At 63.2% G+C, this 24,113-nt stretch carries 23 protein-coding genes and 2 tRNA genes; 12 read left to right on the top strand and 13 right to left on the bottom strand.

The window, feature by feature from the left end; genetic code table 11:
* The first annotated feature begins 108 nt into the window (after positions 1-108).
* Complete coding sequence (locus K1X11_RS22740) at positions 109-1,035, top strand: lactate/malate dehydrogenase family protein (protein WP_221030200.1); 927 nt, start codon at positions 109-111, stop codon at positions 1,033-1,035.
* Positions 1,036-1,183: 148 nt separating this feature from the next.
* Here K1X11_RS22740 and K1X11_RS22735 read toward each other — a convergent pair whose 3' ends face one another.
* Positions 1,184-2,077 (bottom strand): AraC family transcriptional regulator, encoded by an 894-nt coding sequence (locus tag K1X11_RS22735; protein WP_221030201.1) that lies wholly within the window; start codon positions 2,075-2,077, stop codon positions 1,184-1,186.
* Positions 2,078-2,197: 120 nt separating this feature from the next.
* Between K1X11_RS22735 and K1X11_RS22730 the strand changes: the two genes are divergently transcribed.
* The 6 genes from K1X11_RS22730 to K1X11_RS22705 all read left to right on the top strand — a co-directional run bounded on the left by K1X11_RS22730 (position 2,198) and on the right by K1X11_RS22705 (position 9,390).
* Positions 2,198-3,628: a rhamnulokinase gene (locus K1X11_RS22730; RefSeq protein WP_221030202.1), complete on the top strand. Its 1,431-nt coding sequence runs from the start codon at positions 2,198-2,200 to the stop codon at positions 3,626-3,628.
* A 41-nt stretch (positions 3,629-3,669) separates the two neighbouring features.
* Positions 3,670-4,953: a class II aldolase/adducin family protein gene (locus tag K1X11_RS22725; RefSeq protein ID WP_221030203.1), complete on the top strand. Its 1,284-nt coding sequence runs from the start codon at positions 3,670-3,672 to the stop codon at positions 4,951-4,953.
* A gap of 22 nt (positions 4,954-4,975) precedes the next feature.
* Positions 4,976-6,250, top strand: coding sequence for an L-rhamnose isomerase (locus K1X11_RS22720; RefSeq protein WP_221030204.1), 1,275 nt, complete (start codon positions 4,976-4,978; stop codon positions 6,248-6,250).
* A gap of 113 nt (positions 6,251-6,363) precedes the next feature.
* Positions 6,364-7,131 (top strand): (Fe-S)-binding protein, encoded by a 768-nt coding sequence (locus K1X11_RS22715; RefSeq protein ID WP_324726044.1) that lies wholly within the window; start codon positions 6,364-6,366, stop codon positions 7,129-7,131.
* Between the two features lie 106 nt (positions 7,132-7,237).
* On the top strand, positions 7,238-8,632 hold the full coding sequence (locus K1X11_RS22710) for a LutB/LldF family L-lactate oxidation iron-sulfur protein (RefSeq protein WP_221030205.1): 1,395 nt from the start codon (positions 7,238-7,240) through the stop codon (positions 8,630-8,632).
* Positions 8,633-8,772: 140 nt separating this feature from the next.
* Positions 8,773-9,390, top strand: a complete 618-nt coding sequence (locus K1X11_RS22705) for a LutC/YkgG family protein (RefSeq protein ID WP_221030206.1) — start codon at positions 8,773-8,775, stop codon at positions 9,388-9,390.
* Between the two features lie 410 nt (positions 9,391-9,800).
* Here the strand turns inward: K1X11_RS22705 and K1X11_RS22700 are convergent.
* Positions 9,801-9,877 (bottom strand) — tRNA-Pro (locus K1X11_RS22700).
* Between the two features lie 101 nt (positions 9,878-9,978).
* Complete coding sequence (locus K1X11_RS22695) at positions 9,979-10,830, bottom strand: MBL fold metallo-hydrolase (RefSeq protein WP_221030207.1); 852 nt, start codon at positions 10,828-10,830, stop codon at positions 9,979-9,981.
* Between the two features lie 75 nt (positions 10,831-10,905).
* On the opposite strand from K1X11_RS22695, the gene pyrE reads away from it, so the two are divergent.
* On the top strand, positions 10,906-11,475 hold the full coding sequence (gene pyrE / locus K1X11_RS22690; RefSeq protein ID WP_221030208.1) for an orotate phosphoribosyltransferase: 570 nt from the start codon (positions 10,906-10,908) through the stop codon (positions 11,473-11,475).
* Positions 11,476-11,567: 92 nt separating this feature from the next.
* Here the strand turns inward: pyrE and K1X11_RS22685 are convergent, their stop codons facing one another.
* The 10 genes from K1X11_RS22685 to K1X11_RS22640 all read right to left on the bottom strand — a co-directional run bounded on the left by K1X11_RS22685 (position 11,568) and on the right by K1X11_RS22640 (position 20,973).
* Entirely contained in the window at positions 11,568-12,521 is a 954-nt protein-coding gene (locus K1X11_RS22685; protein ID WP_221030209.1) for a ribose-phosphate diphosphokinase, read from the bottom strand.
* A gap of 27 nt (positions 12,522-12,548) precedes the next feature.
* The gene (lpxD, locus tag K1X11_RS22680; protein WP_221030210.1) at positions 12,549-13,601 is read right to left on the bottom strand and encodes a UDP-3-O-(3-hydroxymyristoyl)glucosamine N-acyltransferase; all 1,053 of its coding nucleotides are present in this window, start codon (positions 13,599-13,601) and stop codon (positions 12,549-12,551) included.
* Between the two features lie 140 nt (positions 13,602-13,741).
* On the bottom strand, positions 13,742-14,386 hold the full coding sequence (locus K1X11_RS22675) for an OmpH/Skp family outer membrane protein (protein ID WP_221030211.1): 645 nt from the start codon (positions 14,384-14,386) through the stop codon (positions 13,742-13,744).
* A gap of 27 nt (positions 14,387-14,413) precedes the next feature.
* Positions 14,414-16,714, bottom strand: coding sequence for an outer membrane protein assembly factor BamA (gene bamA, locus K1X11_RS22670; RefSeq protein WP_225919347.1), 2,301 nt, complete (start codon positions 16,712-16,714; stop codon positions 14,414-14,416).
* Positions 16,715-16,748: 34 nt separating this feature from the next.
* Positions 16,749-18,185 (bottom strand): replicative DNA helicase, encoded by a 1,437-nt coding sequence (gene dnaB, locus K1X11_RS22665; RefSeq protein WP_221030212.1) that lies wholly within the window; start codon positions 18,183-18,185, stop codon positions 16,749-16,751.
* A gap of 170 nt (positions 18,186-18,355) precedes the next feature.
* Positions 18,356-18,856 carry a 50S ribosomal protein L9 gene (gene rplI, locus K1X11_RS22660; protein ID WP_221030213.1) on the bottom strand — a complete coding sequence of 167 codons (501 nt, stop codon included), beginning with the start codon at positions 18,854-18,856 and terminating at the stop codon, positions 18,356-18,358.
* A 53-nt stretch (positions 18,857-18,909) separates the two neighbouring features.
* Positions 18,910-19,383 (bottom strand): single-stranded DNA-binding protein, encoded by a 474-nt coding sequence (locus K1X11_RS22655; RefSeq protein WP_221030214.1) that lies wholly within the window; start codon positions 19,381-19,383, stop codon positions 18,910-18,912.
* Positions 19,384-19,411: 28 nt separating this feature from the next.
* Complete coding sequence (locus K1X11_RS22650) at positions 19,412-19,708, bottom strand: 30S ribosomal protein S6 (RefSeq protein ID WP_221030215.1); 297 nt, start codon at positions 19,706-19,708, stop codon at positions 19,412-19,414.
* Positions 19,689-20,288, bottom strand: coding sequence for an aminoacyl-tRNA hydrolase (gene pth, locus K1X11_RS22645; RefSeq protein ID WP_221030216.1), 600 nt, complete (start codon positions 20,286-20,288; stop codon positions 19,689-19,691). The genes K1X11_RS22650 and pth overlap by 20 nt, the downstream gene beginning before the upstream one ends.
* Before the next feature lie 58 nt (positions 20,289-20,346).
* Positions 20,347-20,973 carry a 50S ribosomal protein L25 gene (locus tag K1X11_RS22640; protein WP_221030217.1) on the bottom strand — a complete coding sequence of 209 codons (627 nt, stop codon included), beginning with the start codon at positions 20,971-20,973 and terminating at the stop codon, positions 20,347-20,349.
* 179 nt (positions 20,974-21,152) lie between these two features.
* On the opposite strand from K1X11_RS22640, the gene K1X11_RS22635 reads away from it, so the two are divergent.
* From K1X11_RS22635 to K1X11_RS22620, 4 genes are all read left to right on the top strand, one after another.
* Positions 21,153-21,227: transfer RNA gene (locus tag K1X11_RS22635), tRNA-Asn, on the top strand.
* A gap of 654 nt (positions 21,228-21,881) precedes the next feature.
* Positions 21,882-22,277 carry a (R)-mandelonitrile lyase gene (locus K1X11_RS22630; protein WP_221030218.1) on the top strand — a complete coding sequence of 132 codons (396 nt, stop codon included), beginning with the start codon at positions 21,882-21,884 and terminating at the stop codon, positions 22,275-22,277.
* Between the two features lie 2 nt (positions 22,278-22,279).
* Positions 22,280-22,657: a DUF2255 family protein gene (locus K1X11_RS22625; RefSeq protein WP_221030219.1), complete on the top strand. Its 378-nt coding sequence runs from the start codon at positions 22,280-22,282 to the stop codon at positions 22,655-22,657.
* Positions 22,658-22,681: 24 nt separating this feature from the next.
* Positions 22,682-24,103: an MFS transporter gene (locus K1X11_RS22620; protein WP_221030220.1), complete on the top strand. Its 1,422-nt coding sequence runs from the start codon at positions 22,682-22,684 to the stop codon at positions 24,101-24,103.
* Positions 24,104-24,113: the final 10 nt, after the last annotated feature.

Here is a 24,113-nt window from a genome sequence, read left to right as displayed (position 1 = left end):
GTAGTGGGTAGCGAGTAGTGAGCATCAAATCCGCCGCTACTCCGCCTCCCACCTCTCGCTACACTCCTACTCGCTACTCACTCCCCACCACTCGCTACTCTTTTCCCCATGAAAGTCACCATCATCGGCGGCGGCGGCCGCGTCGGATCCAATGCGGCCTTTGCCCTGCAATGCGCCGGCATCGTATCGGAAATCCAAATACTCGACTACAACACCGACCTGGCCGAAGGCGAAGCCCTCGACCTCCTGCACGGTGCCTCCGTGGTCGGCGGCCAACGCATCTACGCTGGTGACTACGCCCGCGCGGCCGACTCCGATGTTTTCGTCATCACCGCCGGCCTGCGGCGCAAGCCCGACGAGTCCCGCCTCGATCTAATCAACCGCAACGTCACCCTCTTCGACGGCATCCTCACCTCCATCAAGGACGCCGGCTTCCGTTCCGATGCGTTGATCTTTGTGGTCTCCAACCCGGTCGACATCCTCACCCAGCTCGCCGCCACGCGCCTCGGTCTGCCGACGTCCCAGGTCCTGGGTCTCGGCACCATGCTCGACACCGCGCGTTTCCGCTCGCTCATCGCCGCCCAGATCGATCAATCCCCCGCCCAGGTAAAAGCGCTCATTCTGGGTGAACACGGCGACTCCATGGTGCCGATCTGGTCCAGCGCCACCTGCGCCGGCCTGCCGCTCGAAAAATTCCCCGGCTTCAACGCCTCCCTGCAGACCCAACTCTTCACCCGCGCCAAAACCTCTGGCGCTGAAGTCATCCGCCGCAAAGGTGGCGCCGGCTGGGCGGTCGGTCTCACCATCGCCGAAGTGGTGCACGCCATCGCGCTCAACCGCCAGGAACTGCTCCCCGTGTCGTCCGTCCAGAACGGTTGTTACGGGCTGCGCAACGTCTCCATCAGCGTCCCCACCATCGTGGGCCGCAAAGGCGTCATCAAACACGTCGAAGTCCCCCTCTGGCCCAAGGAACAACAAGGCCTCCAAGCCAGCGCCCAAGCCCTCCGCACCACCTGGTCCAACCTCAAGGTCTGAGGAGGGTTTTATCCACGGATGCACACGGATAGCTTCGGCTACCGCCTACGCACTGAAATACAAATTCAGAGGCGGAACGGTAGTGGAGCCCATCCGTGTCCATCCGTGGTTAAAAAACAGCCCTGCCTCTCCGCCGCCCTCCTCCCAGCTACCCGCGTTTGCGCCACTCTCGCGGTGACACGCCATACTGCGCCTTAAACGCCGCCGAGAAGTGATACGGCGAACTGAAACCCAGCCGGTCGCCGATCTCCTTGATCGAGCGCTCCGTCGCACCCAGCAGCCGCTGCGCCCGCTGCAACCGCGCGCGCAACTGATACTGCTGCGGTGACACACCCGTGCGGCGCCGAAACTCGCGCCGGAAATAAGAATACCCCACGCCCAGCCGCCGCGCCAACTCCGGGCCCGCCAGCAACGCCAACTCCAAGTCGTCGCCCTCCAGCCAACGCTGCGCTTGATTGATCGCCCCATCGACCGGCCGCTCCTGCTCCGCTGCGTCCATTTGGTCGCCCAGCTCCGCCAATAACGTCAACGCCGCCCCCGCCAGTCTCCCCGCCTGCACCTCCGGCCCGCGCTGGATCAACGCGTGAATCTCATCGAGCAGCCGCTCGCATTCCTGCGGTCGCGCCGGCAAACGCACCGCGCCCGCCGTATCCAAAACACCCCTACTCTGCAGCGCCGCCGGCACCTGCCCGCCGAGCTCCACCCACTTCTCCGTCCACCCCTTGCGCGCCAGTGGCCGGTAGCGGTGCCACATTCCGGGCAACAGGACCATCACCTGCCCCGCTTCCAACGGCTGCGTGCCCGTGACCCGACTCTCAAATTCGCCGCTGCCCTCCGCGATCATCACCACCTGCAGCGCGCCCAACACCCGCCCGCTGGTCCATTCAAAATAGTGGTCATCCGGATGCCCGCGCGAGGGGTAACGCTCCCCCGCCGCCGCCCGGAAACGTCCGCCGCCCGTCACCGCCACGCCCCACGGTTCCGCCGCCGTCGCCACCGGCAGATAGCGGGAAAAATCCGGGAGCGGCGACAGATGCGGCATAAGGGTCAATTTCCGTATGTTTAGGGTCAGTTTGTCGATTCCTATTCCCCCTCCATCCCGCTATCTTATCGCCGCCCCTTGATCCCTTAACCCTCCCAACTCCGGTTAATCGCTCTCCCAATGTCTCCCCTCTACTGCGCCGCCGTTGACCTCGGTGCGACCTCCGGTCGCGTGATTGTCGGCACCTGGTCCGACCACCAGCTCACCACCACCGAAGTCCATCGCTTCCCCAACGCCATTTTTAGCCTCGGTCAGCACGACTACTGGAATATCACCTCCCTCTGGGCCGAGGTCCGCACCGGCCTGACCAAAGCCGCCGCCAGCCTGCCCAAAGGCGCCACCCTCTCCTCCGTCGGCGTCGACACCTGGGGCGTCGACCACGCCCTGCTCAACGACGAGGGCCGCCTCGTTTTCCCGACGCACGCCTACCGCGACGCCCGCACTCAGGCAGGCCTCAACTCGCTGCTCAACACCCGCGCCGCCCTCGCCCGCATCTACGCCGCCACCGGCATTCCCGCGGTGTTTTTTAACAGCTCCTTCCAGCTCGCCGAGACCGTCGCCTCCAACCCGGCCATCACCGACCTCGCCACCCGCTGCCTCTTCCTGCCCGACTATTTCAACTACCTGCTGTCGGGCAAAATGACCAATGGCTTCGCCATCGCGTCCACCACCCAACTGCTCGATGTCCATGGCGACGACTGGTCCCGCGAGGCCCTCGACTACTTCCGTGTGCCGCCCACGTGGCTGACCAAACCCGTCAAAACCGGCAGCAAACTCGGCCGCGTCAAAGGTCTGCCCGAGCTCGCCAAGACCACGGTCGTCGCCGTCCCCGGTCACGACACCACCTGCGCCTACGACGCCATGCCCGCCGCGCCCGAAGGCGGTGACATTTTCCTGAGCTCCGGCACCTGGTCGCTCGTTGGATTCGAAAACGACGCCCCCATTCTCGGCCCCGAGGCCCTCGCCGCCCGCGTGGCCAATGACCGCACTGGCCGCGGCGAATATCGCCCCTTGGTCAACGTCATCGGCCTGTGGCTGCTCGAACGCACCCTCGACGCTTTCCCGTCCCGCCCGACCAAGGACCGCGAGTGGCGCGCCCTCATCAAAGCCGCGGCCACCCTGCCCGCCCCCAAGTGCCTCATTGATGTCGCCGATCCCGCCTTCGCCAACCCGAAGTCGATGAAGGCCGCCATCGACGCCCACCTCAAAGCCCGCAAAGCCAAGCCGCCGCGCGAACTCGCCGGCTACATGCGCCTCATCTGCGACTCCCTCGGCCAGGGCCACGCCGATGTCATTCAGCGTTTTCAGGAATTCTCCGGCAAAACCTTCCACCGTGTGCTCATGGTCGGCGGCGGCGCGAAGAACCGCCTGCTCTGTCAGGCCACGGCCAACGCTTCCGGTCTGCCGGTGCACGCCTTCCAACTCGAAGGCTCCGCCATCGGCAACCTCGCCAACCAACTCATCGCGCTGAAAGCCGTCAAAAACCTCGCCGCCTTCCGCGCCTCCCTGAGCCAACAACTCAAACCCACCGTCTACACACCGGCCGGTTGAGTCACCCAATCCAAAATCGAGAATCCCAAATCGAAAATCCGATGCCCATGACCTGGCTCCATCCCCGCGACGAACTCGTCGCCACCATGCAGCGGATCTACCGCTACCGCATGACCACCACCTCGGGTGGCAACTTGTCCATCCGCGACGAAAACGGCGACATCTGGATCACGCCGTCCCGCGTCGACAAAGGCACCCTGCAGCCGCGTGACATCGTTTGTATCCACGCCGATGGCACGATCGACGGGCTGCACCCGCCGTCCTCGGAGTTTCCCTTCCATCGCGAGATCTACCGCCAGCGCCCCGACCTGCGCGCCATCGTGCACGCCCACCCCGGTGCGCTCGTCGCCTTTTCCATCTGTCGCCAACTTCCGGATACGCGCATCCAGTCGCACGCCCACTCGATCTGCGGCCGCATCGCCATGGCACCCTACGCCTGCCCGGGCACCGACGCCCTCGCTGATCGCATCGCCGACACCTTTGCCGACGGCGCCGACTGCGTGTTGCTCGAAAACCACGGCGTCGTCATCGGCGGCACCGACCTGGCCGACGCCTTCCAACGCTTCGAGACCTTCGAGTTCACCGCCCAGACCATCATCAAAGCCCGCCAGCTCGGCGAGCTGCAGGTGCTGCCACCGGAATCGCTCGACGCCGACACCACTGCCACCTGGGCCGATCTCCCCGAGACCAAACCGTCGCTCACTGAAAAGGAACTGCGCGCGCAGATCACCGCCTTCACCCAACGCGCCTACCAGCAGCGCCTGCTCATCAGCACTGCCGGCGCCGTCTCCGCCCGCATCGATGCCGAAAATTTCGTCATCACCCCGCGCCGCCGCGACCGCCTCGAGGTCAGCCCGGCCAACCTCGTGCGCGCCTCCCGCACCGCGTGTGAGGCGGGTCGCCAGCCCAGTCGCGCCGCCCTGCTCCACGCCCTCATCTACGAACGCTTCGCCGAAGTTGGAGCCGTCATCAACGCCCAGCCTGCTCACGCCAGCGCCTTCTGTATGACGGCCGAAAAACTCGGCACGCACACCATTCCCGAAAGTTACGTCGTGCTCAACGACGTGCCCCGACTGTCCTTCCAACGCATCGTCGAGGACGCTGACGCCATCGTCGCCGCCCTCGATCCGGTGAAGACGCCCGTCGTGCTCATCGAAAACGAAGGTGCGGTCGTCCTCGGCCGCACCGTGCTCGAAGCCTTCGATCGCCTGGAGGTCCTCGAAGCCACCTCTGAAGCGCTGCTCCTCGCACGCCCGCTCGGTCCCATCGTCGAGATGCCCGAGAGCGCCATCGACGAACTGCGCGCCGCCTTTAACGTTCCCTAAACCCTCCATTCCTCCCGCACTCATGCCTACTTCCAAACAAATCACCGCCGCCTACAAACTCGCCCAGCAACGTTACGCCGACCTCGGCGTCGACACCGAGGCCGCCATCGCCAAGGCCCTCGCCGTGCCGATCTCCCTGCACTGCTGGCAGGCCGACGATGTGCGCGGCCTCGAGACGCCCAAGGACGGCGTCGCCGGCGGCGGTATCATGGCCACCGGCGGCCACCCCGGTCGCGCCCGCAATGGCGATGAGATGCGCGCCGACATCAGCATGGCGCTCGCCCTGCTACCCGGTGCCCATCGTCTCAACCTCCACGCCTTCTACGCCGAGACCGGCGACAAGGTTGTCGAGCGCGACGCCATCGAGCCGAAACACTTCTCCCGCTGGCTCGACTGGGCCCAGTCCGAAGACCTCGGTCTCGATTTCAACCCGACCTACTTCGCCCACCCGCTCGCCAACAGCGGCTACACCCTCTCCAGCGCCGACGACGAGATCCGCAACTTCTGGATCCAACACGGCAAAGCCAGCCGCAAGATCGCCCAACACTTCGCCAAGAAGCTCAAGTCCCCCTGCGTGAACAACCACTGGGTGGCCGACGGCGCCAAGGACGACCCGCAAGACCGTTTCGGCCCGCGCCAACGCCTCGCCGCCGCCTACGACGAGATCTTCGCCGACAAGTCCATCAGCGCGAAGCACTGCGTCGACGCTGTCGAAGGCAAACTCTTCGGCATCGGCAGCGAGGCCTACACCGTCGGCTCACAGGAGTTCTACTCCAACTATGCCCTCACCCGCGACAAGGTGCTCTGCCTCGACCTCGGTCACTACCACCCGACCGAATCCGTGGCCGACAAAGTCAGCGCTCACCTCGAGTTCCACAAGAAGCTGCTCCTGCACACCAGCCGCCCGATGCGTTGGGACAGCGATCACGTCGTCACCCTCGACGACGCCGTGCGCAACCTCTTCCTCGAGATCGCCCGCGGTGACGCCTGGGACCGCATCTACGTCGCGCTCGACTTCTTCGACGCCTCCATCAACCGCGTCGCCGCCTACGTCACCGGCACCCGCGCCACTCGCCAGGCCATCCTCTGCGGTCTGCTCGACATCTTCCCGCCCATGGCGAAGGAGCAGCGGGCCTTCCAGCCGCACGAGCCGCTTGCCTTCATGGAACTCACCCGCGCCCTCCCGTGGGGTGCCGTGTGGGACGAGCTCTGCCGCCGCGCCAACGTCCCTGCCGGCGCCGACTGGCTCGACGACGTCGCCGCCTACGAGTCCCAAGTCCTCCTCAACCGCGACTGATTTTGTAGCCCACGGAACACACGGAAAACACGGAATAGCCCTGCCATTCCGCCATTCGTGTGTTTCGTGGTTTTCCGTGTCTTCCGTGTATTCCGTGGGCCCCACCAATTACCGTGATCTCTGACCGCCAACTTCCCGCCGCCGATCGTCGCGTGCAACTCATGGCCACCTGCCTGTGCGACGCGTTTTATGACGACGTCGCCCGCGCCACTGTCGAGGTGCTCGAACACCTCGGCTGCATCGTTGAGTTTCCCGAAGCCCAGACCTGCTGCGGCCAACCCGCCTTCAACGGCGGCGACTGGAAAGCCTCGCGCAAAGTGGTCCGCCACACCGTCAAAACCTTCACCGGTGACGTGCCAGTCATCGTGCCCTCCGGCTCCTGCGCCGCCATGGTCTTCCACGGCGCGCCCTTGGAGTTTGAAAAGGAAGACGACGCTCCCGCGGTCGACGCCCTCGCCCGCCGCACTTGGGAGTTGGCCGACTTCATCGTCAACGGCCTCGGCGTCAAAACCTGGCCCGGCAAGTTCGACGCCAAGATCGCCTTCCACCGCTCCTGCCACAGCCGCGGCAGCGGCACCAGTGAGGCCGCGATCAGTCTGCTCGAATCCATCGACGGCGTGACGGTCGCGCCCTTCGGCGAAGCCGAGCAATGCTGCGGTTTCGGCGGCACCTTCTCGGTGAGCTTCCCGCACATCTCCGCCAACATGGGCACGCTCAAACTCGACAACGTCCGCGCCGTCGAGCCCGACTACCTCGTCTCCGCCGACATGAGTTGTCTCATGCACATGGGCGGCCTCGCCGAAAAAGCCGGCGCCCCCCTCAAGACCCGCCACTTCGCCCAAATCCTCCGCGACGCGCTCAACCCGGCTACCGCCGGTTGAGCGAGCTCTCAGCGTTCAGCGCTCAGCCTTCAGCTCACCCTCTCGCCTAACTCAAACACAAGCTGACAGCTGATCGCTGAAAGCTGACTGCTCCCTTTCCCGCCCCATGGCCAATCAACCCATCGACGCCTACGCTGCCTCACTCCCGCCGGACAAGCGCGAGTCGGTTTACCAAAGCACCAAGGGCACGCACGAGAAACGCACCAAGCTGCTCTGGGATCACTTCCTCGATCCCAACGAGCTGCGGCAGACCGCCGGCCGCATCAAGCAGCACGTTATCGAAAATCTGGATACACTGCTGCCCGCCGCCGAAGCCAAACTCCAGGCCAACGGCGTGCAGGTCCACTGGGCTCCCACCGCCGAAGACGCCTGCGCCGCTGTGCACGGCATCATGGATGCCCGCGGCGCCACCAAACTGGTCAAATCCAAGACCATGGTGAGCGAGGAAATCGAACTCACGCCCTACCTCGAGAAACGCGGCATGGAGGCACTCGAGACCGACCTCGGTGAGTTCATCATCCAGATCGATCACGACCACCCGTCGCACATCGTCCGGCCCATCATCCACAAAAACCGCCGCGAGATCGCGACGAGTTTTGAGCGTGAAGGACTCGGCGACTACAACGACGAGCCCGAGGTCATCACCCGCCGCGCCCGCGATTTTCTGCGCCAGAAATACCTGCAGGCCGACGTCGGTCTCACCGGTGGCAACTTCATCTCCGCCGAGAGTGGCCGCCTCGTCCTCGTGACCAACGAGGGCAACTCCCGTTTCTGCCTCGCCGCGCCCAAGGTGCACATCGCACTCGTCGGCATCGAGAAGCTGGTGCCACGCGACCGCGACCTCGGCCTCCTGCTCAACCTGCTCGGCCGCAGCGCCACCGCGCAGCAACTCACCGTTTACACCGAGTTCATCACCGGCCCAAAATCGCCCACACAGCCCGACGGCCCCGAGGAGATGCACGTCATCTTTGTCGACAACGGCCGCACCGAAGTGCTCGCCAGCCAGTGCCGCGAGATCCTGCGCTGCATCCGTTGCGGCGCCTGCCTCAACGTCTGCCCGATCTATCGCCAAGCCAGCGGCCACGCCTACCGCAGCGTGTATCCGGGTCCCGTCGGCGCCGTGCTCTCCCCGCTGCTCGCCGGCAAACAATTCCCCGAGCTCGCCGACCTGCCCAAAGCCTCCTCGCTCTGCGGCGCCTGCAACGAAGTCTGCCCGGTCGACATCCCCATTCCCGATCTGCTCCTGCGCCTGCGCGACAAGGGCAAAACCGAAGGCGCGCCCAAAGCCTCCATCGGCGTTCCGCCCATGGGCGGCTGGGCCCTCATGGCTAGCCAACCCACCGCCTGGAAAGCCGCACTCGCCGGCGGCAAGGTCATCAACCACATCCCCACCAAACTCATTCCCTTCCCCCCGCTACAAAGCTGGACCTCCTCCCGCACCCTCCCCGAGTGGCGCGGCGGCTCCTTCCGCAAGTGGATGAAAAACCGCCCGTCCAAATAGTATTGTTTAACCACGAATGGACACGAATGGCTTCGGCCACCGCCTACGCACTGTCCTCATTTTGCCTATCTTTTAGAGGCGAAACAGTAGTGGAGCCCTTCGTGTCCATTCGTGGTTAAAACCCATTCCCCATTTTCTTCATGAGCTCTGCCCGCGACCAGATTCTCAAACGCGTCAATGACGCGCTCGCTCCGCTGCCTGAACGTGCTCCGCTGCCCGACTGGGACCGCGAACTCGTGCACGTGCGCGAGACCGCCATCCCGCCCTCCACGGATCTTTGGGCGCTATTTTCCGAACGGCTCAAATCCGTCAACGGCGAGCCGGTGGACGACCTCGCCACCCTCGTGAACCTGCTGCGCGAAAACGGCTGGCTGCACGGTTACTGCGACCCGGCCTTGTGGCCCGAACTGCAATCCGCCTTCGACGAAAGCTTCACCGTGGAAACCGACTTCGATCGCACGCGCGTCGACGACTACGCTTTTGGCATCACGGCCGTCGCCGGTGCCATCGCCGAAACCGGCACGCTCATCCTCGGGGACAACACGACCTCATCGCGTCTGGGCGCCCTCACGCCGTGGGCCCATATCGCGGTCGTGCGCGACGCCCAGATCCACCCCGACATCCTCGCCGCTATCAACGCCCTGCCCGAAGACCCGAACCTCATCTTTGTGACCGGCCCGTCCAAGACCGCCGACGTCGAAGGCATCCTCATCGAAGGCGTCCACGGCCCCGGCCGCCAACTGGCCCTACGTCGGTAACAACTCGCGGCCCCTTCCACCGCAACGTAGGCCGCGGGCTTTGCAAGCAAAGCCCCTACACCTCCCTCCTTGTAGCGGTCTGGCTTGCCAGACCCTCGCGGCCCCCCCGCCTTGGTTTGTAGCAGCGGCCGTCTCGGCCGCTCCCCCTGCCCCGCCGCCACGTCATATCAAATCATCCCGAGGCAGGCCCGTAATGCCCCTCTTCGCTCTGAGAAAATGGTCGGGGTGAGAGGATTGGTTCTGCTTCGCAGAAGTCCTGCGGACTCTCGACGCTTCGCGCCGAGCCCCTTCTCCGTCACGCTCCGCGTGACTCCGTCGAACCTCTCTCGGTTCAAACCCTCTCAAGGCGTTCGTCCCTCGTGCTTTTCACGCTTTTGGACGATTCGATGCTTTCTTCGCTCTGAGGAAAATGGTCGGGGTGAGAGGATTCGAACCTCCGGCCTCTACGTCCCGAACGTAGCGCTCTACCAGGCTAAGCTACACCCCGACGGTGTATCCTCCGAGAGACGTGTCACCCGTGAGGAGGGCAGAGCGAAAGGCTCACCGATGCGCTCTGCAACCAAAATTATTGGTCTGTTTTACTCCGCCCTACTCCGCCAAGAAAGGGTTGAAGCGCCGCTCGTTGGCAATGGTCGTAAGCGGTCCGTGACCGGGCGCCACCACCGTCTCCGGTGCACAGCGCGCCAACACACCTTCCAGACTGGAATTCAGTCGTTTCGCACAAAAGAACGCGCCGCCCACCGAGCCGGCAAAGATCAGATCCCCACTCACCAAGAGCGGCCGACCATGCGGGGCGCCGGGCACTTTAACCGCATAACAGTGATGCCCTTCCGCGTGACCGGGCGTCGACCACACTTCCACCGCCAGACTCTGCTCCCGCACCACTGCGCCGTCTTCCAGGGCGATCACTCCGGCCGGTCGTCCGTCCGCGGCTGGTCCAAACACCGGCACATCCCGAAAGCGCTCCCGCACGGCTGCGAGTCCACCGCAGTGTTCGGTTTCGTAATGCGTCAAAAACACCGCCGCGACCCGTTTGATTTTCTGCGGCCAGGATCGCCACAGTCCATCCGCGCCCGTGCCGGTATCGAAAAGCACGCCCCAATCCGCACAACAATCCGCGATCAGATAGGCGTTGGCCACGCCGATGCCGTGCGGCATGCGCAGCGGATAGAGGCAAAACGGCAGACCCGAAATCTCGGGGAGCGGATAAGCCTCACTCGACACCGCCTGACTGCCCACCTCGCTCAGCCCCAGCACGGCGGCCAGGCGACTGATTTCGGCCGGTGCCAAACGCTCCGTGTAGTCGATGGCGTTGCGCAGGCGATCGAGCGTAATTTCGGCCTGCTCCGCCACCTCGGCGTCGGTCATCCCGCTGCGATCAATGGCCTTGTCGAGCACATCGCCCAACTCGTCTTCCAATGGTGCGCGTTCGATAACCATGCCGCACCGTAGCGACTCTTATTCCCAGCGCAAAAATGTTTTGGCGTGTTCCGCACCGCCACTCACCTTGGCGCCATGTCCGACACCCAGCAGGAAGTCCTCGATATCTTCACCCGCACCAAGGCGCTGCTCCGCGGCCACTTCATTTTGCGCTCCGGTTTGCGCAGTGGTCACTTCTTCCAGTGCGCCCGGGTTTGCGAGGACATGGCGGCGGTCTCCCGACTCACCGAACTCCTGGTGCCGAAGCTGGTTGACTTCGAATTTTCCACCGTGCTTGCCCCCGCCATGGGCGGCTTGGTCATCGGTCAGGAAGTCGCTCGCCAGACCGGCAAACGTTACCTCTTCGCCGAGAAGGTGGACGACAAGCTCGCCATCCGTCGTGGCTTCACCTTCGCCCCGGGCGAAAAGGTGCTGGTCGTCGAGGACGTGATCACGCGCGGTGGTCGCGTCAACGAAGCCATCGAACAGGTGAAAGCCCACGGCGGCACGCCGGTGGGCGTGGCGGTCCTGGTCGATCGCAGCGCGGGACAGACCTCCTTTGAGGTGCCGTGTGTATCGCTGCTGGAGCTGAGTTTTCCCACCTACCAGCCCGACGCTCTGCCGCCGGAATTGGCCGCAATCCCGGCCGAAAAGCCCGGGAGCTGAGCGCGCGGAGGCAGAGAAATTCGCCCCTGAGTCCCGCTTCCCGGTTTGGGATTTAGGATTTCAGAGTTTAGGATTTCCCCGCACAAGCGGGGCTAGAACCCTTTGACCTTAAACAGGCCGGTGACGCTCTCGTTGTTGTGGATGCGCAGGATGGCTTCACCCAAAAGCTCGGCGACGCTCAGGACGGTGATGGGCAGACCACGCGGCTCCACCGGGATGGAGTTGGTGGTGATCAACTCGTCGATGTGACCGAGCTTGAGGCGGTCGTAAGCCATCGGGCTGAGGAGTGAGTGGCTCACTGCTGCGCGCACGCTCAACGCGCCATGCTCGCGCATGAGTTTGGCGGCGTTCATGAGTGTGCCGGCGGTTTCGGTAATGTCGTCGACGAGCAGGACGTCGCGACCTTTAACGTCGCCCACGATGTTAACCGATTCGACGGTCGTGGCGCTGGTGCGCTTCTTCCAGACCATGCCGAGTTGGGATCCCATGAGTCCCGCGTAGGCGGCGGCCATCTTCATGCCGCCGACGTCCGGCGAAACCACGACCATGTTGTCGCTGCGCATCTTGATGCGTTCGACGTGATCGAAGAACACCGGCGAGGCGAAGAGATGATCCACCGGGATGTCGAAGAAGCCCTGAATCTGCTGGGAGTGCAGATCCATGGTGAGAATGCGGTTGGCGCCGGCGGCCACGATGAGGTTGGCCACCAACTTCGCCGTAATGGGCACGCGCGGCTGATCCTTACGGTCCTGACGGGCGTAGCCGTAGAACGGGATCACCGTCGTGATGCGATGCGCGGACGCGCGGCGCGCCGCATCGATCATGATGAGCAACTCCATCAAGTGATGGTTGGTCGGCGTGCAGGTGGACTGGACGATGAACACGTCCTGACCGCGAATGTTCTCGTTGATCTTCACGAACGACTCACCGTCCGGGAAGCTCGTCACCGTCGCCTCGCCCAGCGGGACGCCGATCGAGGCACAGATTTGCTCGGCCAACGGCCGGTTGGAGTTACCAGTGAAGACTTTCAGTCCGGGGGCGCTCATCAGACGGCCATCCTGCCGACCAAGGCATCAGGCGGAAGTCTTTTTTATAGCCTCAATGAGGGTCTCCAGCTGCCCCACCCGTTTGAAGAGGTCCGGCAGCTTGCGGTTCAACACCACCAGCCGCCGCTCAAGGTGGAATGGCATCGCTGGCGTGCCATTCAGCGTCACCCCGGGCTCGGTGTTGGCGGTGATGCCGGTCTGACCACCGGCTTGGGTGCCCTTGGCCAAGGTGATGTGACCGCCGACGCCCACCTGCCCGCCCAACACCACGTAGTCTTCGAGCGTGGTGCTGCCGGAGATGCCGACCTGAGCGCAGAGGATGCAATGCTGACCGACGACCACGTTGTGGCCGATCTGCACGAGGTTATCGATCTTGGTGCCGCGACCGATGACCGTGCGACTGAAGCGAGCTCGATCGATGGTGGAATTGGCGCCGATTTCCACGTCGTCCCCCACTTCCACGGAGCCGACCTGCGGCACCTTGGCGTGGCGGCCCTCGACGAGTTCATAACCAAAGCCGTCGGAGCCCACGATCACGCCGCCGTGCAGCCGCACGCGATCGCCGAGGATGCAGCTCGATGTCACCTGCGAGCTCGGACTCAGCCAACAGTCGGCGCCGATCTTGGCGCCACGGCCGACAAACACGTGTGCTTGAAGATGCGTGCCCGGGCCGATTTTGGCCCCGGCCTCGATCACGCAGAGCGGGCCCACCGTCGCGCTGTCGTGCACCTCGGCGTCCTTGGAGACCACTGCGCTGGCGTGGATACCAGCGTGCGGCGTCGGCCACAGCCGCTGCTCGATCCGACTACAAATCGTGGCCAGCGCCACCGACGGGTTTTTAACCAGGAAAAAGCACTGATCGTCCCCCGGTTCCCCCTCATAGTCGAGCGGCAGGAGCACGAGCGAGGCCTGCGTCGCAGGCACGTCGACCTTGTATTTGGCGTTACCGAGAAAACTGAGGTCGCCGGCCTCGGCTTCCTTGAGCGCGGCGATGCCATGAATGGTGCGCGTCGTGGATCCTCTCACCTGCTCGGGAGAGACGATTTCTTCGAGTTGGGCCAGATCGAAGGAGTGCTTCATGGCCCAAACGTGCCACCCCCGACCACTTAGGCAATTCGCATGTCGCACGGAGTGCGTTCCCCTGTCCGGCCATCCGGGTAACAAAAAGCCCCGCCGTGGTGGCGGGGCTTCGAGAAAGGAATCGGACTTAAACGGGCGACTTAGTTGGCGCCGGGGAAGCTGACCGTCGGCGTCTCTCCGCTGTTCGCGTCGGAGGTCACAGCAGAATCAGCCGGCTTGTCCTTGTTGATCTCGGCGAGAACGGCCTCGGTGATCTCGAGGGAGTCATCATTGTAAAGCACGGACGGCATGCCGAGGACAGACGGGCCGGACTTGTCGAGCAGCAGGGTCGCACCCTGGCGCTTGGCGACTTCGACGGCGACCTTGGAGATCTCTTCGAGGAGGAGGCTGCGGAAGTTCATCACGCGCTTACGGAGAGACTCGGTGCTGTTGTTCACCAGCTGGTTCATCTCGTTCTGCTTGCGCTGCAGTTCGCCGACCTTGGCGCGGGCTTCGTCCTCGATCTTGGCCTTGGCGTCGTCGGAGAGAACCGGGTTGTTGAGTTGCTCGGCAATGCTCTGCGCTTCCTGCTGGAGGGCGAGGCCTTCGCCATTGAGACGGTCGATCTCAGCCTTCACGCGCTCCTGCTCACCCTTGAACACCGCGTTTTGTTCGACAGTGCGGTAGTGATTGTCGAACAGGTAAGCCATGTCGACGATCGCGATTTTAGGGGCTTGGGCGAAGCCGGTAGCGGCGACAGCGGCAAAAGCCAGAACTGCAAAGAGGGATTTGAGGTGGTTCTTCATGAGTTTGAAAAGAGTTGGACTAGCAAATTAGAAACGGGTGCCGAAGGAAAAATTGAACTGATTTCCCTTGTCGTTCACGTCGTCGGCGGTGAGCGGAATACCGAAGTCGAGGCGCAGCGGAGCACCGGCCACGAAGAGTCCGAGACCGACACCAAAGTTGTCGTTGTAGCCGGAGGGATTGAAGTCCCAGGCATCTTCATTGACGAAACCGGCGTCGTAGAAGACCGCGAAACGCACCGGCGATACGACGTCGATGGTGTATTCGAGCGTGAGCATACCGTAGGTGTTACCACCGGTCGGCTCGTTGGTGATCGAGTCTTTGGGACCCACCTCGCGATATTCAAAACCGCGCAGGGTGTAGGGACCGCCCAGGAAGAAACGTTCGTAGAACGGCACCCGGTCAGTGTCTCCGTAGGAGTCGACGATACCACCACGGAGAATGACGGCCAGCACCTGCTCCTGGAATTCGAAGAGCGGGTAGAACTGGGACCCACGGAATTCGAGGCGGTAGTAATCCGCGTCACCGCCGACCAAGCCACCCGCCAGGTCCATGCGCAGTTCAACGCGATTACCCGAAGTGGTGTTGATGATCTTGTTACGCGTGTCGCGCTCCAGCGTGAAGCCGATCTTGGAAATGGACTGCTGCCCGGCGAGCGCCTGGATAACGGCCGGCGCGTTGGGCGAGATGTCATCGATTTCCACGACTTGGTAGGAGTAGGACAGCTGGCCGTTCACGAGCTCGAACAGGCGCTTGCGCATGTAGATCTCACCACCGGTGCGGATTTCGCTGTAGATGGCGGAATTGAAGTCGGAAGTCGTGCGGAACAGCGTGAAACCCGTGGCGAGCTGACGCTCGAAGAGCCACGGCTCCTCGAAGGAGAGCACCACTTCACTGGACTGATCACCCAGCTGCATGCGCAGACGGAACTTCTGGCCGTCGCCCTGGAAGAAGGAGCGGCGGTTGAAAACGTCGAAGTTGGACTGCGTGAGCTCCGCAAAAATCACCGCACGCTCAAGCGAGCTGAAGCCGGCGCCGAAGGTGAGGTTACCGGTGCGGCCCTCACGGACAGCGACCTTCATGTTACGGCGGCCCGGAATATTGGTGGATTCCGGCGTGAGGTTCACGTCCTCAAAGAAACGGGTATTATCCAAACGCAGCTTGGAAATCTCCATGCGGGAGGTGTCGAAGAGTTCACCCGGTCCGAGCACCAACTCGCGCAGAATCACGATGCTCTTGGTCTTGGTGTTGCCCTCGATACGCACGGATTCGACGTCGTAGGGGTCGCCCTCATCGATGATGTATTCGAGGTCAATATCGCCGGTCTGCAGATTCGGGATACGCAGCAAGGTCACACGGGCATCGAGGTGGCCGCCGCGGCCGTAGAACTTCTCGATCTCGGAAGCATCCTCATCGAGCTTCGAAGGCACGAAAACATCGCCCTTCTTATTCTTGAGACCCATGCGGATGAGTTCGCCCGGCACCATGGTGGCACCGGAAACTTTGACGTCACCGATACGATATTGGCGGCCTTCGTTCACGTTGATGGTGATGACGAGACGCTCCGGCGACGGGTAGTCGTAGATGATCTGTTCCGGCGGGATGGAAACGTCGAGGTAACCCTCTTCGCGGTAGAAATCGCGCAGGGTTTCGAGGTCATCCTCAAACACTTCGTCCTTGAAGCGGCCAGTGCCGAGTAGCCAAGACCACATCCACCACTTCTTGGTCTCCATTTCCTTACGGAGCTTGCGGGCCTTGATGTTGTCGTTGCCGGTGAATTTCACGCCCGCGATTTTCACCTTGTCGCCTTCACGGATCTTGAAGGTGACCGTGCCGAAACCGGTGGAGCGATCACGGTCGATCTCGTAGTAAATGGAGACGCGGTTGAAACCGATCTTCTGGTAATACTCGCGAATCTTCTCGGTGTCCTCCTTCACCTGACGTTCGTCGAGCACGAGATTGGCGCGGGACTTGATCTCCTTCTCGAGACGCTTGTCGCGCACGCGATCATTGCCGTCGAAGATGATCGCCAGCACGCGATAGCGCGGGGTGAGCTCGAAGACCAGATTCACACCGCCGGACGGCAGGGTCTCGCGCTTGACCTCGATGAACTCGAAGAGCGACGTGCGATACAGCGAGCGGATGTCGCGGTCGATCAGCACCTCGTTGAGGGGGTCGCCTTCGCGCAGCTGCATGTTGGCGCGAACAATCTGTTCGCTCACATTGGTGGCGCCTTGGAAGCGGATGATGATATCCTCGATGGTCTGGGGACTGCCTCCACCGAAAGCCTGCGCCAGAGCGGACGAGCCACTCCACGAGACCAAAGCCAATAAGACGATAAATCGAGCGATCCGAACGAGCGGATTACGTAGTGTAGTTTTCAAAGCGAGTGATGTCTCGGAGGAACGTAAGCTTCAAGTCTCCTACCGGTCCGTTTCGTTGCTTGGCAACGATTAACTCGGCGGAGTCTGCAGCCACTTGGAACTTCTCATCCGCGTCGCGCGGACGAGCCAACATAAGCACGACGTCAGCGTCCTGTTCGATGGAGCCTGATTCACGCAAATCGGAGAGTTTGGGAGTGCGGTTTTCCTTTTCGGCGGAACGGTTGAGCTGACTGAGAACCAACACGGGCAACTCAAGTTCCTTGGCCAAGGATTTTAGACCGCGGGAAATTTCCGCCACCTGTTGCTCACGCGGGGTTTTGGGGTCGGTGGGGCTGAGCAACTGGAGGTAATCGACGACGATAAACCCGAGCGGATGACGCGCATGCAGGCGACGGGCCTTGGCGCGTAACTCCATGATGGTGAGATGGCTGGAGTCATCGATGAAGATCGGCGCGCGCGACATCTCATCGGCCGCGTTCTGCAGATCCTGATACTCCTTGCCGCCTTGGCTCACGAAGCCCTCACGCAGTTTCTTCATGTTCACGCGGCCGCGTGAGCAGAGCAGACGCATGCCGAGCTGAGCCGCGCTCATTTCGAGCGAGAATACGAGCGTGCCCGTCGGCGTGCCTCGCTTCGGCATGGCCGCATGCTCCGCCATGTTGAGTGCCAGCGAGGTTTTACCCATCGACGGACGCGCCGCCAAAATGATCATTTCCGCCTTCTGGAAGCCGTAAGTCATGGCATCCAAGTCCTTGTAACCCGAGGAGACGCCGGTGATCTCGCCCTTGTGGTGCATCATCTTGTCGATGACGACCCAAGCGTCCTTGGCGGTCTGCTTCATCGATTTCGCGCCGTCGGACACACGCTCCTGCGTGACTTGGAAAATGTCCTGCTCGATCTTGTCGACGAACTCCTCCAGCCCGCCTTGGAAGTTAAAACACTGCTCGACGGTGCTGGTGCCGACCTTGATGAGCTGGCGTAACAGATGCAGTTCGCGCACCCGTTCGATAAAGTAGTCGGTCTGCGCCGTCGTGGGGATGCGGCTGCTGACCTGCATGAGATACGGCAGTCCGCCGATCTCATCGAGTTGGCCGGTCGTCTTCAGCTCCTCCGCCAACACCTCAATCGCCACCGGCGGGTTGGTTTGGTAGAGCTCGACCAGCTTTTCGAAGATGATGCGGTTGGCCGGCACGTAGAAGGCCGCCGGCGCCAGCTTCTTCTCCAAACACTTGGCGATGGAATCCGAACCATCGAGCAGACAGCACGATAGCAAATACTCCTCGGCCTCCACCGAGTGCGGAGCCTGCCGCCCCAGCGTCGGCATTTCCCCATCGGGTCCCCCTCTATCATCACCTCCACGACCGGGAGCGCGGCGGCGACGGAAATCGGAACGGGATTCGTAGGGAGCAGATTCCATAGGGGAAAACGGAGATGGCAACGACCTGTCGCGGACAAGGCAACAGGCGGAATGGAAAAGTTGTTGGGCTTGTCCACAAAGCCCCGCTCAAGCGGGACGAACGGGCCCTAAAACGACAACCGCCGCCAGCTGGGCAAGCGGGCGGCGGCCGGTAAAACAATCAGAAACGATTACGCATCGGCCTTGGCGGCCTCTTCGTCGGTGGTCTCTTCGATCGGGTTCTCCGACACGACGTCGAACGACAGCTCGACGCTCACATCGGCGTGCAACTTGATCTTGGTGGAGTGGTTGCCGAGGCTCTTGACCGGGGTGTAGAGGTGGATCTTCTTGCGATCGATCTCGACGCCGGCCTCGGTGATCTTCTCGTGCAGGTCGGCCGCGGTGATGGCGCCGAACATCTTGCCACCCTCGCCCGTTTGCACGGCGAAGGCGATGGAGAGCTTCTCGAGGTGCTTGGCGAGTTCCTGCGCACCGTTGAGCTCAGCTGCCTCGCGCTCGGCCCGACGCTTGCGCAGCGCTTCGACGCGCTTGCGGTTGGCGAGGGTCATCGGCGTGGCGTAGCCTTGGGGGAGGAGGTAGTTGCGGGCGTAGCCGGCGCGAACTTTGACTTGGTCACCCTCGCCGCCGAGGCCTTCGACGGGTTTGAGGAGGAGAACTTCAGTATTGGCCATGGGAGGAATGGATTAGGTGTTTGTTTGTTTTTTGGAAGGGAGCGACGCGCAGTTTAAAATGGCACGTCTTCATCGAGGTTGTCGTCGGCCGGGGCCGGGCGCGGAGCCCGCGGGGGCGGCGAATTGCGCTCGGGGGACGGGCTGTAATTGCCGCCACCACCGCTGCTGCCACCACCCTCATTGTCGCCATCCCCGCGCCCACCGATGAACTGGAAATTTTCCAGCACAACCGACAGACGGCTGCGTTTTTGACCCGTGTTTTTGTCTTCCCACTGGTCAAAGCGGAGACGGCCCTCAACGAAGAGCGCTCGTCCCTTGGTGCAGTATTTGGAGATGGTTTCGCCCTGTCGGCCCCAAGCCTCCACATCAATGAAGGTCGTTTCCTCGCGGGTCTGGCCGGAGCCATCCTTGAAGGAGCGATTCACCGCCAGACCAAACTGGCAGATGGAGTTGCCCTTCGGGGTGACCCGCAGCTCGGGATCCCGAGTGAGGTTGCCGATGAGGAGAACGCGATTGAGATTGGCCATGGGGCGATTGGCGCGACGAACGACGCGCTTAAAGGGTCTCGATGTAGGTGCGGTAAACGACGCGGTTGAGGCGCAGACGCTCCTTGAGCGCGGCCGGGGCCGTGCCGGGGGCACTGAAGTCAACCTGGACATACACGCCGGTCGGGCGCTTGGGATCGGTCACGCGAGCGAAGTCGCGCTGGCCGAGGTTCTCAACCGCGCTGACCTCGCCTTCGACGACGGAGATCTCACTCTTCACGTTCTCGATGATCTGATCGACGGTTTCTTCGACGCCGCGGGTATCGAGGATGAAGGTGGCGCGGTAGTTACGTTTGTTCGGGTTCATTTTGGACTCTACGATTTAGAAGGTTCATCGCCCGTTCCGGCCCACTGGTGAGCAGCAGGTCGAGACCGGACAGGTATTTTGAAAGGGATTGGTCGAGGAGGTGGCGCTGATCCGGCGTGAATTTGCCCAGGACGAAGTCCTTCAGGTCCATCTGCGGCGGTGACTTCGGCCCGATGCCCAGGCGGTAACGGATAAACCCTTGGCCCAGTTTTTCGAGTAAGTCGGAGACGCCGTTGTGCCCGCCCGCGCTGCCGCGGTCCGACACCTTCACCAAACCCAGATCGATATTGAGATCGTCGTAGACGGCCGCGATCGCCGAGTTGGAGAGTTTGTAGTAGCTCGCCACTGCACGGGCGGCTCGGCCGCTGTCGTTCATAAACGTCAGCGGCTTGGCCAGCAGCACCGGACGACCGGAGGGGTGATTCCAACGGGCGACGTCAGCCTGAAAGGCCGCTTGGTGCTTCCACGTCAGTCCCTCGCGTCGGGCGAGCTCGTCGAGCACGATCCAACCGATGTTGTGACGGGTTTCCGCGTAGTCTCGGCCGGGATTTCCCAGACCGAGCACGAGCGTGATGGACATGATGCAAAGAACACGCGGAGCGGAGCCGCGTTACGCGGCGCGAACGCCGCGGGAAAGATTATTTCTTCTTCTTGGCGGCCGCAGCGGCAGCAGCAGCGTCAGCAGGAGTTTCTTCCGGCGCCTCACCAGCCAAGCAGGCCACCACGGCCTGACCGACGGGATCGCGGTATTCCACGCCCTCGAGGGCCGGCAGCGCGCCAACCTTGACCGTTTCGTCGGTCTTGAGCTCGGTGACATCGACCTCGATGGCGCCCGGCAGGTCCTTGGCGAGACAGCGCACACGCACGGTGTGGGTCGCGATCTCGAGGATGCCGCCCTGGGTCTTCACGCCGTAGGCGTCGCCCTTGATGACAACCGGCACTTCGACCTCGAACTTCTCTTCCGGATGAATCTCCTGGAAGTCGGCGTGGAGGAAACGATCCGTGATCGGGTCGCGCTGCACCTCTTGGAGGAAGGACAGGGCCGGCTTGTCGGCGCCTTCGCTCTTGAGCTCGATGATCGTCTTACGACCGGCGATCGACTTGAGCAGCTTGGTGAACTCCGGGATATCAACGGACAGTGCCTTGGGCTCGGTGCCCTTGCCGTAGAGAATCGCGGGGATCTGGTTGGATTTGCGCAAACGACGGGAGGCCGAGCGGCCGGTCTGTTCGCGGAGGATTACTTTGAGTTCAGTGGATGTGGACATAACTTTCATTCCCCCTGTCACCCCGGAATTGAGGGCAGGCGTAGGTGAAAAGAGGGCGAGAGCATAGAATCGCCCCTCTGAAAGCAACCAAATCTTTGGCGCATGAAAAAATTCCGCGCTTGGATTCAAAAGGAGCGTTGACAACGCGTCCGCCCGACCTGTTTTTCAGCCCTCCTTTTTGCCCGGTAGCTCAGTGGCAGAGCAGGTGACTGTTAATCACTTGGTCGCTGGTTCGACCCCAGCCCGGGCAGCCATTTTCGAAAAACCCTTCGGTCCGCCGGAGGGTTTTTTCGTGCCCGCTCCCCTGCCCCGCGAAGGGTCGAACGTCGCGACGTTCCGACTGACGCCGGGTCGCGGGTGTCAAACCACCGCCTGCGGCGCTCGGGCGTGTCTGGGAAAGCCGAGGAGCCATCGCTGGTAGCGCAGCCCGTGGAGGGCAAGGCGGAGCCGAGGGAACTGTGCCCGTGGGCACTGTCCCTCGGCGACAACGCCGGCCTCCGCTGTCTCCGTCCCAGCCCAAAGGGTGAGCGGTAAAAGGGGCTGGCGCGGCGTTGCCCGCGACGGCATGGCCCTCTGGGCCACCTCCGTCGCGGCCGCCTGGCGCGAGCCCCTTTTACCACTCACGCTGGCTCCTCGGCTTTCCCAGACACGCCCTTGCCGACCCCAGCCCGGGCAGCCATTTTCGAAAAACCCTTCGGTCCGCCGGAGGGTTTTTTCGTGTCCGCTGCCCTGCCCCGCGCTTGGAAGCCGCCGCTTTGAGCTTTGGCGCAAGGTTGGGATAGGTGGCGCAAGAGGCTGTAAGACGCGGGAGCAGAACGGGATTAGAATGGCGGCATCACACCCGACGAGTGCTCAACCTTTTTTCCCACCGAGCCTCCCCGCCGGGTCCTCAATACCAAGGACTCATTATGAAAATCATCCGCAACGCTTCCATGCCCTCCATCCCGGGTCCCGCCGACTGGTTCTCCGGCACCGTCCGCATCGACTCGCTCTACAATACCGAGCCGCCGGCCCGCACCGGCGCCTCGGTCGTGACCTTTGAGCCGAAAGCCCGCACCGCCTGGCATACCCACCCGCTCGGCCAAACCCTCATCGTCGTCTCCGGCAGCGGCCGCGTCCAACGCGAGGGCGGCCCCATCGAGAGCATCGGCCCCGGCGACATCGTCTGGTTCCCGCCGGAAGAAAAGCACTGGCACGGCGCCTCCCCCGACAAGGCCATGACCCACATCGCCATTCAGGAAGCCTTGGACGGCAAGGCCGTCGACTGGCTCGAGAAGGTGTCGGACGCCCAATACGAGGCCTGATCATGAGCGACTGGAATCCCACCGAACTCGCCCGCATCCAGGAGTCCGACGATCTGCACATCGCGCCCTTTCGCGCGGATGGCAAAACCGCCGGCACCCCGACGTGGATTTGGTCCGTCGTCGTCGACGACCAACTCTACGTGCGCGCCTACTCCGGTCGGGGTTCCCGTTGGTATCAGTCCGCCCTCTCGCAAAAAGCCGGCCGCATTCACGCCGCCGGTTTGATCAAGGACGTTGCTTTCGAGCCCATCCCGGATCCGGCGCTCAACGACCGGATCGATGACGCCTACCGCGCCAAATACGCCGATAGCAACTACCTCGCGCCGATGGTGAGCGAGCGCACCCGCGCCGCCACCATGCGCGTCACGCCGCGCGCCTGAAGCCGCGACGTATCCAACTTCTCGATGCACCATTCCCAAACTCACTCCGCCCCCAGCAACGCGACACCGGTCGCCCCGCTGCTGGTGGTGGCCGGCGCCACCATGCTGGCGCTCATCGTTTTCACCCAGCCACTCACCACGCTCGCCGCCAGCGTGGCCGATCTCGGCTCCGGCCCCGGCGGGCAGGCTTGGATCCTCAGTGGCATGCCCCTCGGCGCCGCCGCGGGTCTGCTCGGCGCTGGCGCCCTCGGAGACAACCTCGGGCGCAAACGCGTCTTTCTTTCCGGGGTCACCTTGTTGGTGATCGCGTCGATCGTCGCCGCGTTGGCGTGGTCGACGTTCGTATTGGTCGCGGCCCGCGTGGTCCAAGGTCTCGCTTCGTCCGCTTTACTGGCCTGCGGACTGGGCTTGATCGGTCAGGTCTATCCTCATGGTCCGGCCCGGGTGCGCGCCGCGGGAATCTGGGCGGCCGGCCTCGGTGCCGGCGTCGCGATCGGCCCCATCATCGCCGCCGGCCTGCTGTCTTTCGGCGGTTGGCGGGCTTCCCACGCCGTCGTGGCGATTCTGGCGACCCCACTCGCGTTGAGTGGTCGCCGTCGCTTGCCCGAGACCGTCATTAAAAATCCGGCGCGCGTCGACTACGCGGGCTCCGTGGTGCTGATGGTTGGCATGGGCGCCTTTCTCGCCGCCCTCACCGAGATGCGCCTCGGCTTTCGCCCGCATGTGATCTGGCTCTTCGCCGCCGGCGTTATCCTGCTGTGCGTCTTCGTGTGGATCGAGGTGCAGACGAGCAACCCGATCCTGCAACTCTCCCTCTTCACCCGGGCCGACTTTGTGGGAGCGACGACCGGAGCATTCGCCTCCGGCGCCGGCGTGCTCTCCATCATGACCTTGCTGCCGACGGTGCTCGAACGCTCGCTCGGCGTCAGTCCCCTGCTCGCCGCCGTCGTGCTCATCGCCTGGTCGGCCATGACGGTGATCACGGCCCTCGCCGCCAACCGCCTGCACAGCGGCCTTTCGCCGCGCGCCTTACTGCTCTGGAGCATGTTCGGCTGTGGTGTCGGCCAGGTGCTGCTCTGGTTGGTCGTGCCTTCCGGCGGCGTCTTGCTCGCCCTGCCCGGCCTGCTCATGGCCGGCATCTCCAACGGATTCCTCAACGCCGCACTCGGTCACCAAGCCGTGCAAACCGTGCCGCAGGATCGCACCGCCATGGGCAGCGCCGCCAACAACACCGCCCGCTACCTGGGCTCGGCCATCGGCATCACCATCGCCGCCGTGCTCATCGCCCACGGCGCCGAGGTGCACGGTGCCAGCGGCCTCTTCAGCGGCTGGCGCCAGGCCATCCTCGTTTCCGTCGCCTTCACCGTGATCGGCATCGCCATCGTGTTCTTCGCCCGCAGCCGCGACCTCGCGACCACTGACGCCCAAACCGCCCAAACCGCCTGACCGCCCTGCC

Origin of the sequence: Actomonas aquatica, assembly GCF_019679435.2 — a bacterium.
GTDB lineage: Bacteria > Verrucomicrobiota > Verrucomicrobiia > Opitutales > Opitutaceae > Actomonas > Actomonas aquatica.
This window is presented reverse-complemented; position numbering and strand designations above follow the sequence as displayed.

Bases quoted from the DNA above. Each gene is read 5' to 3' on its own strand.
- K1X11_RS22710 (WP_221030205.1), top strand. From the start codon at position 7,238: ATGGCCAATCAACCCATCGACGCCTACGCTGCCTCACTCCCGCCGGAC.
- lpxD (WP_221030210.1), bottom strand. From the start codon at position 13,601: ATGAAGCACTCCTTCGATCTGGCCCAACTCGAAGAAATCGTCTCTCCC.
- K1X11_RS22740 (WP_221030200.1), top strand. From the start codon at position 109: ATGAAAGTCACCATCATCGGCGGCGGCGGCCGCGTCGGATCCAATGCG.
- K1X11_RS22620 (WP_221030220.1), top strand. From the start codon at position 22,682: ATGCACCATTCCCAAACTCACTCCGCCCCCAGCAACGCGACACCGGTC.
- K1X11_RS22640 (WP_221030217.1), bottom strand. From the start codon at position 20,973: ATGTCCACATCCACTGAACTCAAAGTAATCCTCCGCGAACAGACCGGC.
- K1X11_RS22625 (WP_221030219.1), top strand. From the start codon at position 22,280: ATGAGCGACTGGAATCCCACCGAACTCGCCCGCATCCAGGAGTCCGAC.
- rplI (WP_221030213.1), bottom strand. From the start codon at position 18,856: ATGGCCAATACTGAAGTTCTCCTCCTCAAACCCGTCGAAGGCCTCGGC.
- K1X11_RS22730 (WP_221030202.1), top strand. From the start codon at position 2,198: ATGTCTCCCCTCTACTGCGCCGCCGTTGACCTCGGTGCGACCTCCGGT.
- K1X11_RS22630 (WP_221030218.1), top strand. From the start codon at position 21,882: ATGAAAATCATCCGCAACGCTTCCATGCCCTCCATCCCGGGTCCCGCC.
- K1X11_RS22725 (WP_221030203.1), top strand. From the start codon at position 3,670: ATGCCCATGACCTGGCTCCATCCCCGCGACGAACTCGTCGCCACCATG.
- K1X11_RS22650 (WP_221030215.1), bottom strand. From the start codon at position 19,708: ATGAACCCGAACAAACGTAACTACCGCGCCACCTTCATCCTCGATACC.
- K1X11_RS22685 (WP_221030209.1), bottom strand. From the start codon at position 12,521: ATGAGCGCCCCCGGACTGAAAGTCTTCACTGGTAACTCCAACCGGCCG.
- K1X11_RS22655 (WP_221030214.1), bottom strand. From the start codon at position 19,383: ATGGCCAATCTCAATCGCGTTCTCCTCATCGGCAACCTCACTCGGGAT.
- pyrE (WP_221030208.1), top strand. From the start codon at position 10,906: ATGTCCGACACCCAGCAGGAAGTCCTCGATATCTTCACCCGCACCAAG.
- K1X11_RS22735 (WP_221030201.1), bottom strand. From the start codon at position 2,077: ATGCCGCATCTGTCGCCGCTCCCGGATTTTTCCCGCTATCTGCCGGTG.
- K1X11_RS22675 (WP_221030211.1), bottom strand. From the start codon at position 14,386: ATGAAGAACCACCTCAAATCCCTCTTTGCAGTTCTGGCTTTTGCCGCT.
- pth (WP_221030216.1), bottom strand. From the start codon at position 20,288: ATGTCCATCACGCTCGTGCTCGGTCTGGGAAATCCCGGCCGAGACTAC.
- K1X11_RS22695 (WP_221030207.1), bottom strand. From the start codon at position 10,830: ATGGTTATCGAACGCGCACCATTGGAAGACGAGTTGGGCGATGTGCTC.
- dnaB (WP_221030212.1), bottom strand. From the start codon at position 18,185: ATGGAATCTGCTCCCTACGAATCCCGTTCCGATTTCCGTCGCCGCCGC.
- K1X11_RS22705 (WP_221030206.1), top strand. From the start codon at position 8,773: ATGAGCTCTGCCCGCGACCAGATTCTCAAACGCGTCAATGACGCGCTC.
- K1X11_RS22720 (WP_221030204.1), top strand. From the start codon at position 4,976: ATGCCTACTTCCAAACAAATCACCGCCGCCTACAAACTCGCCCAGCAA.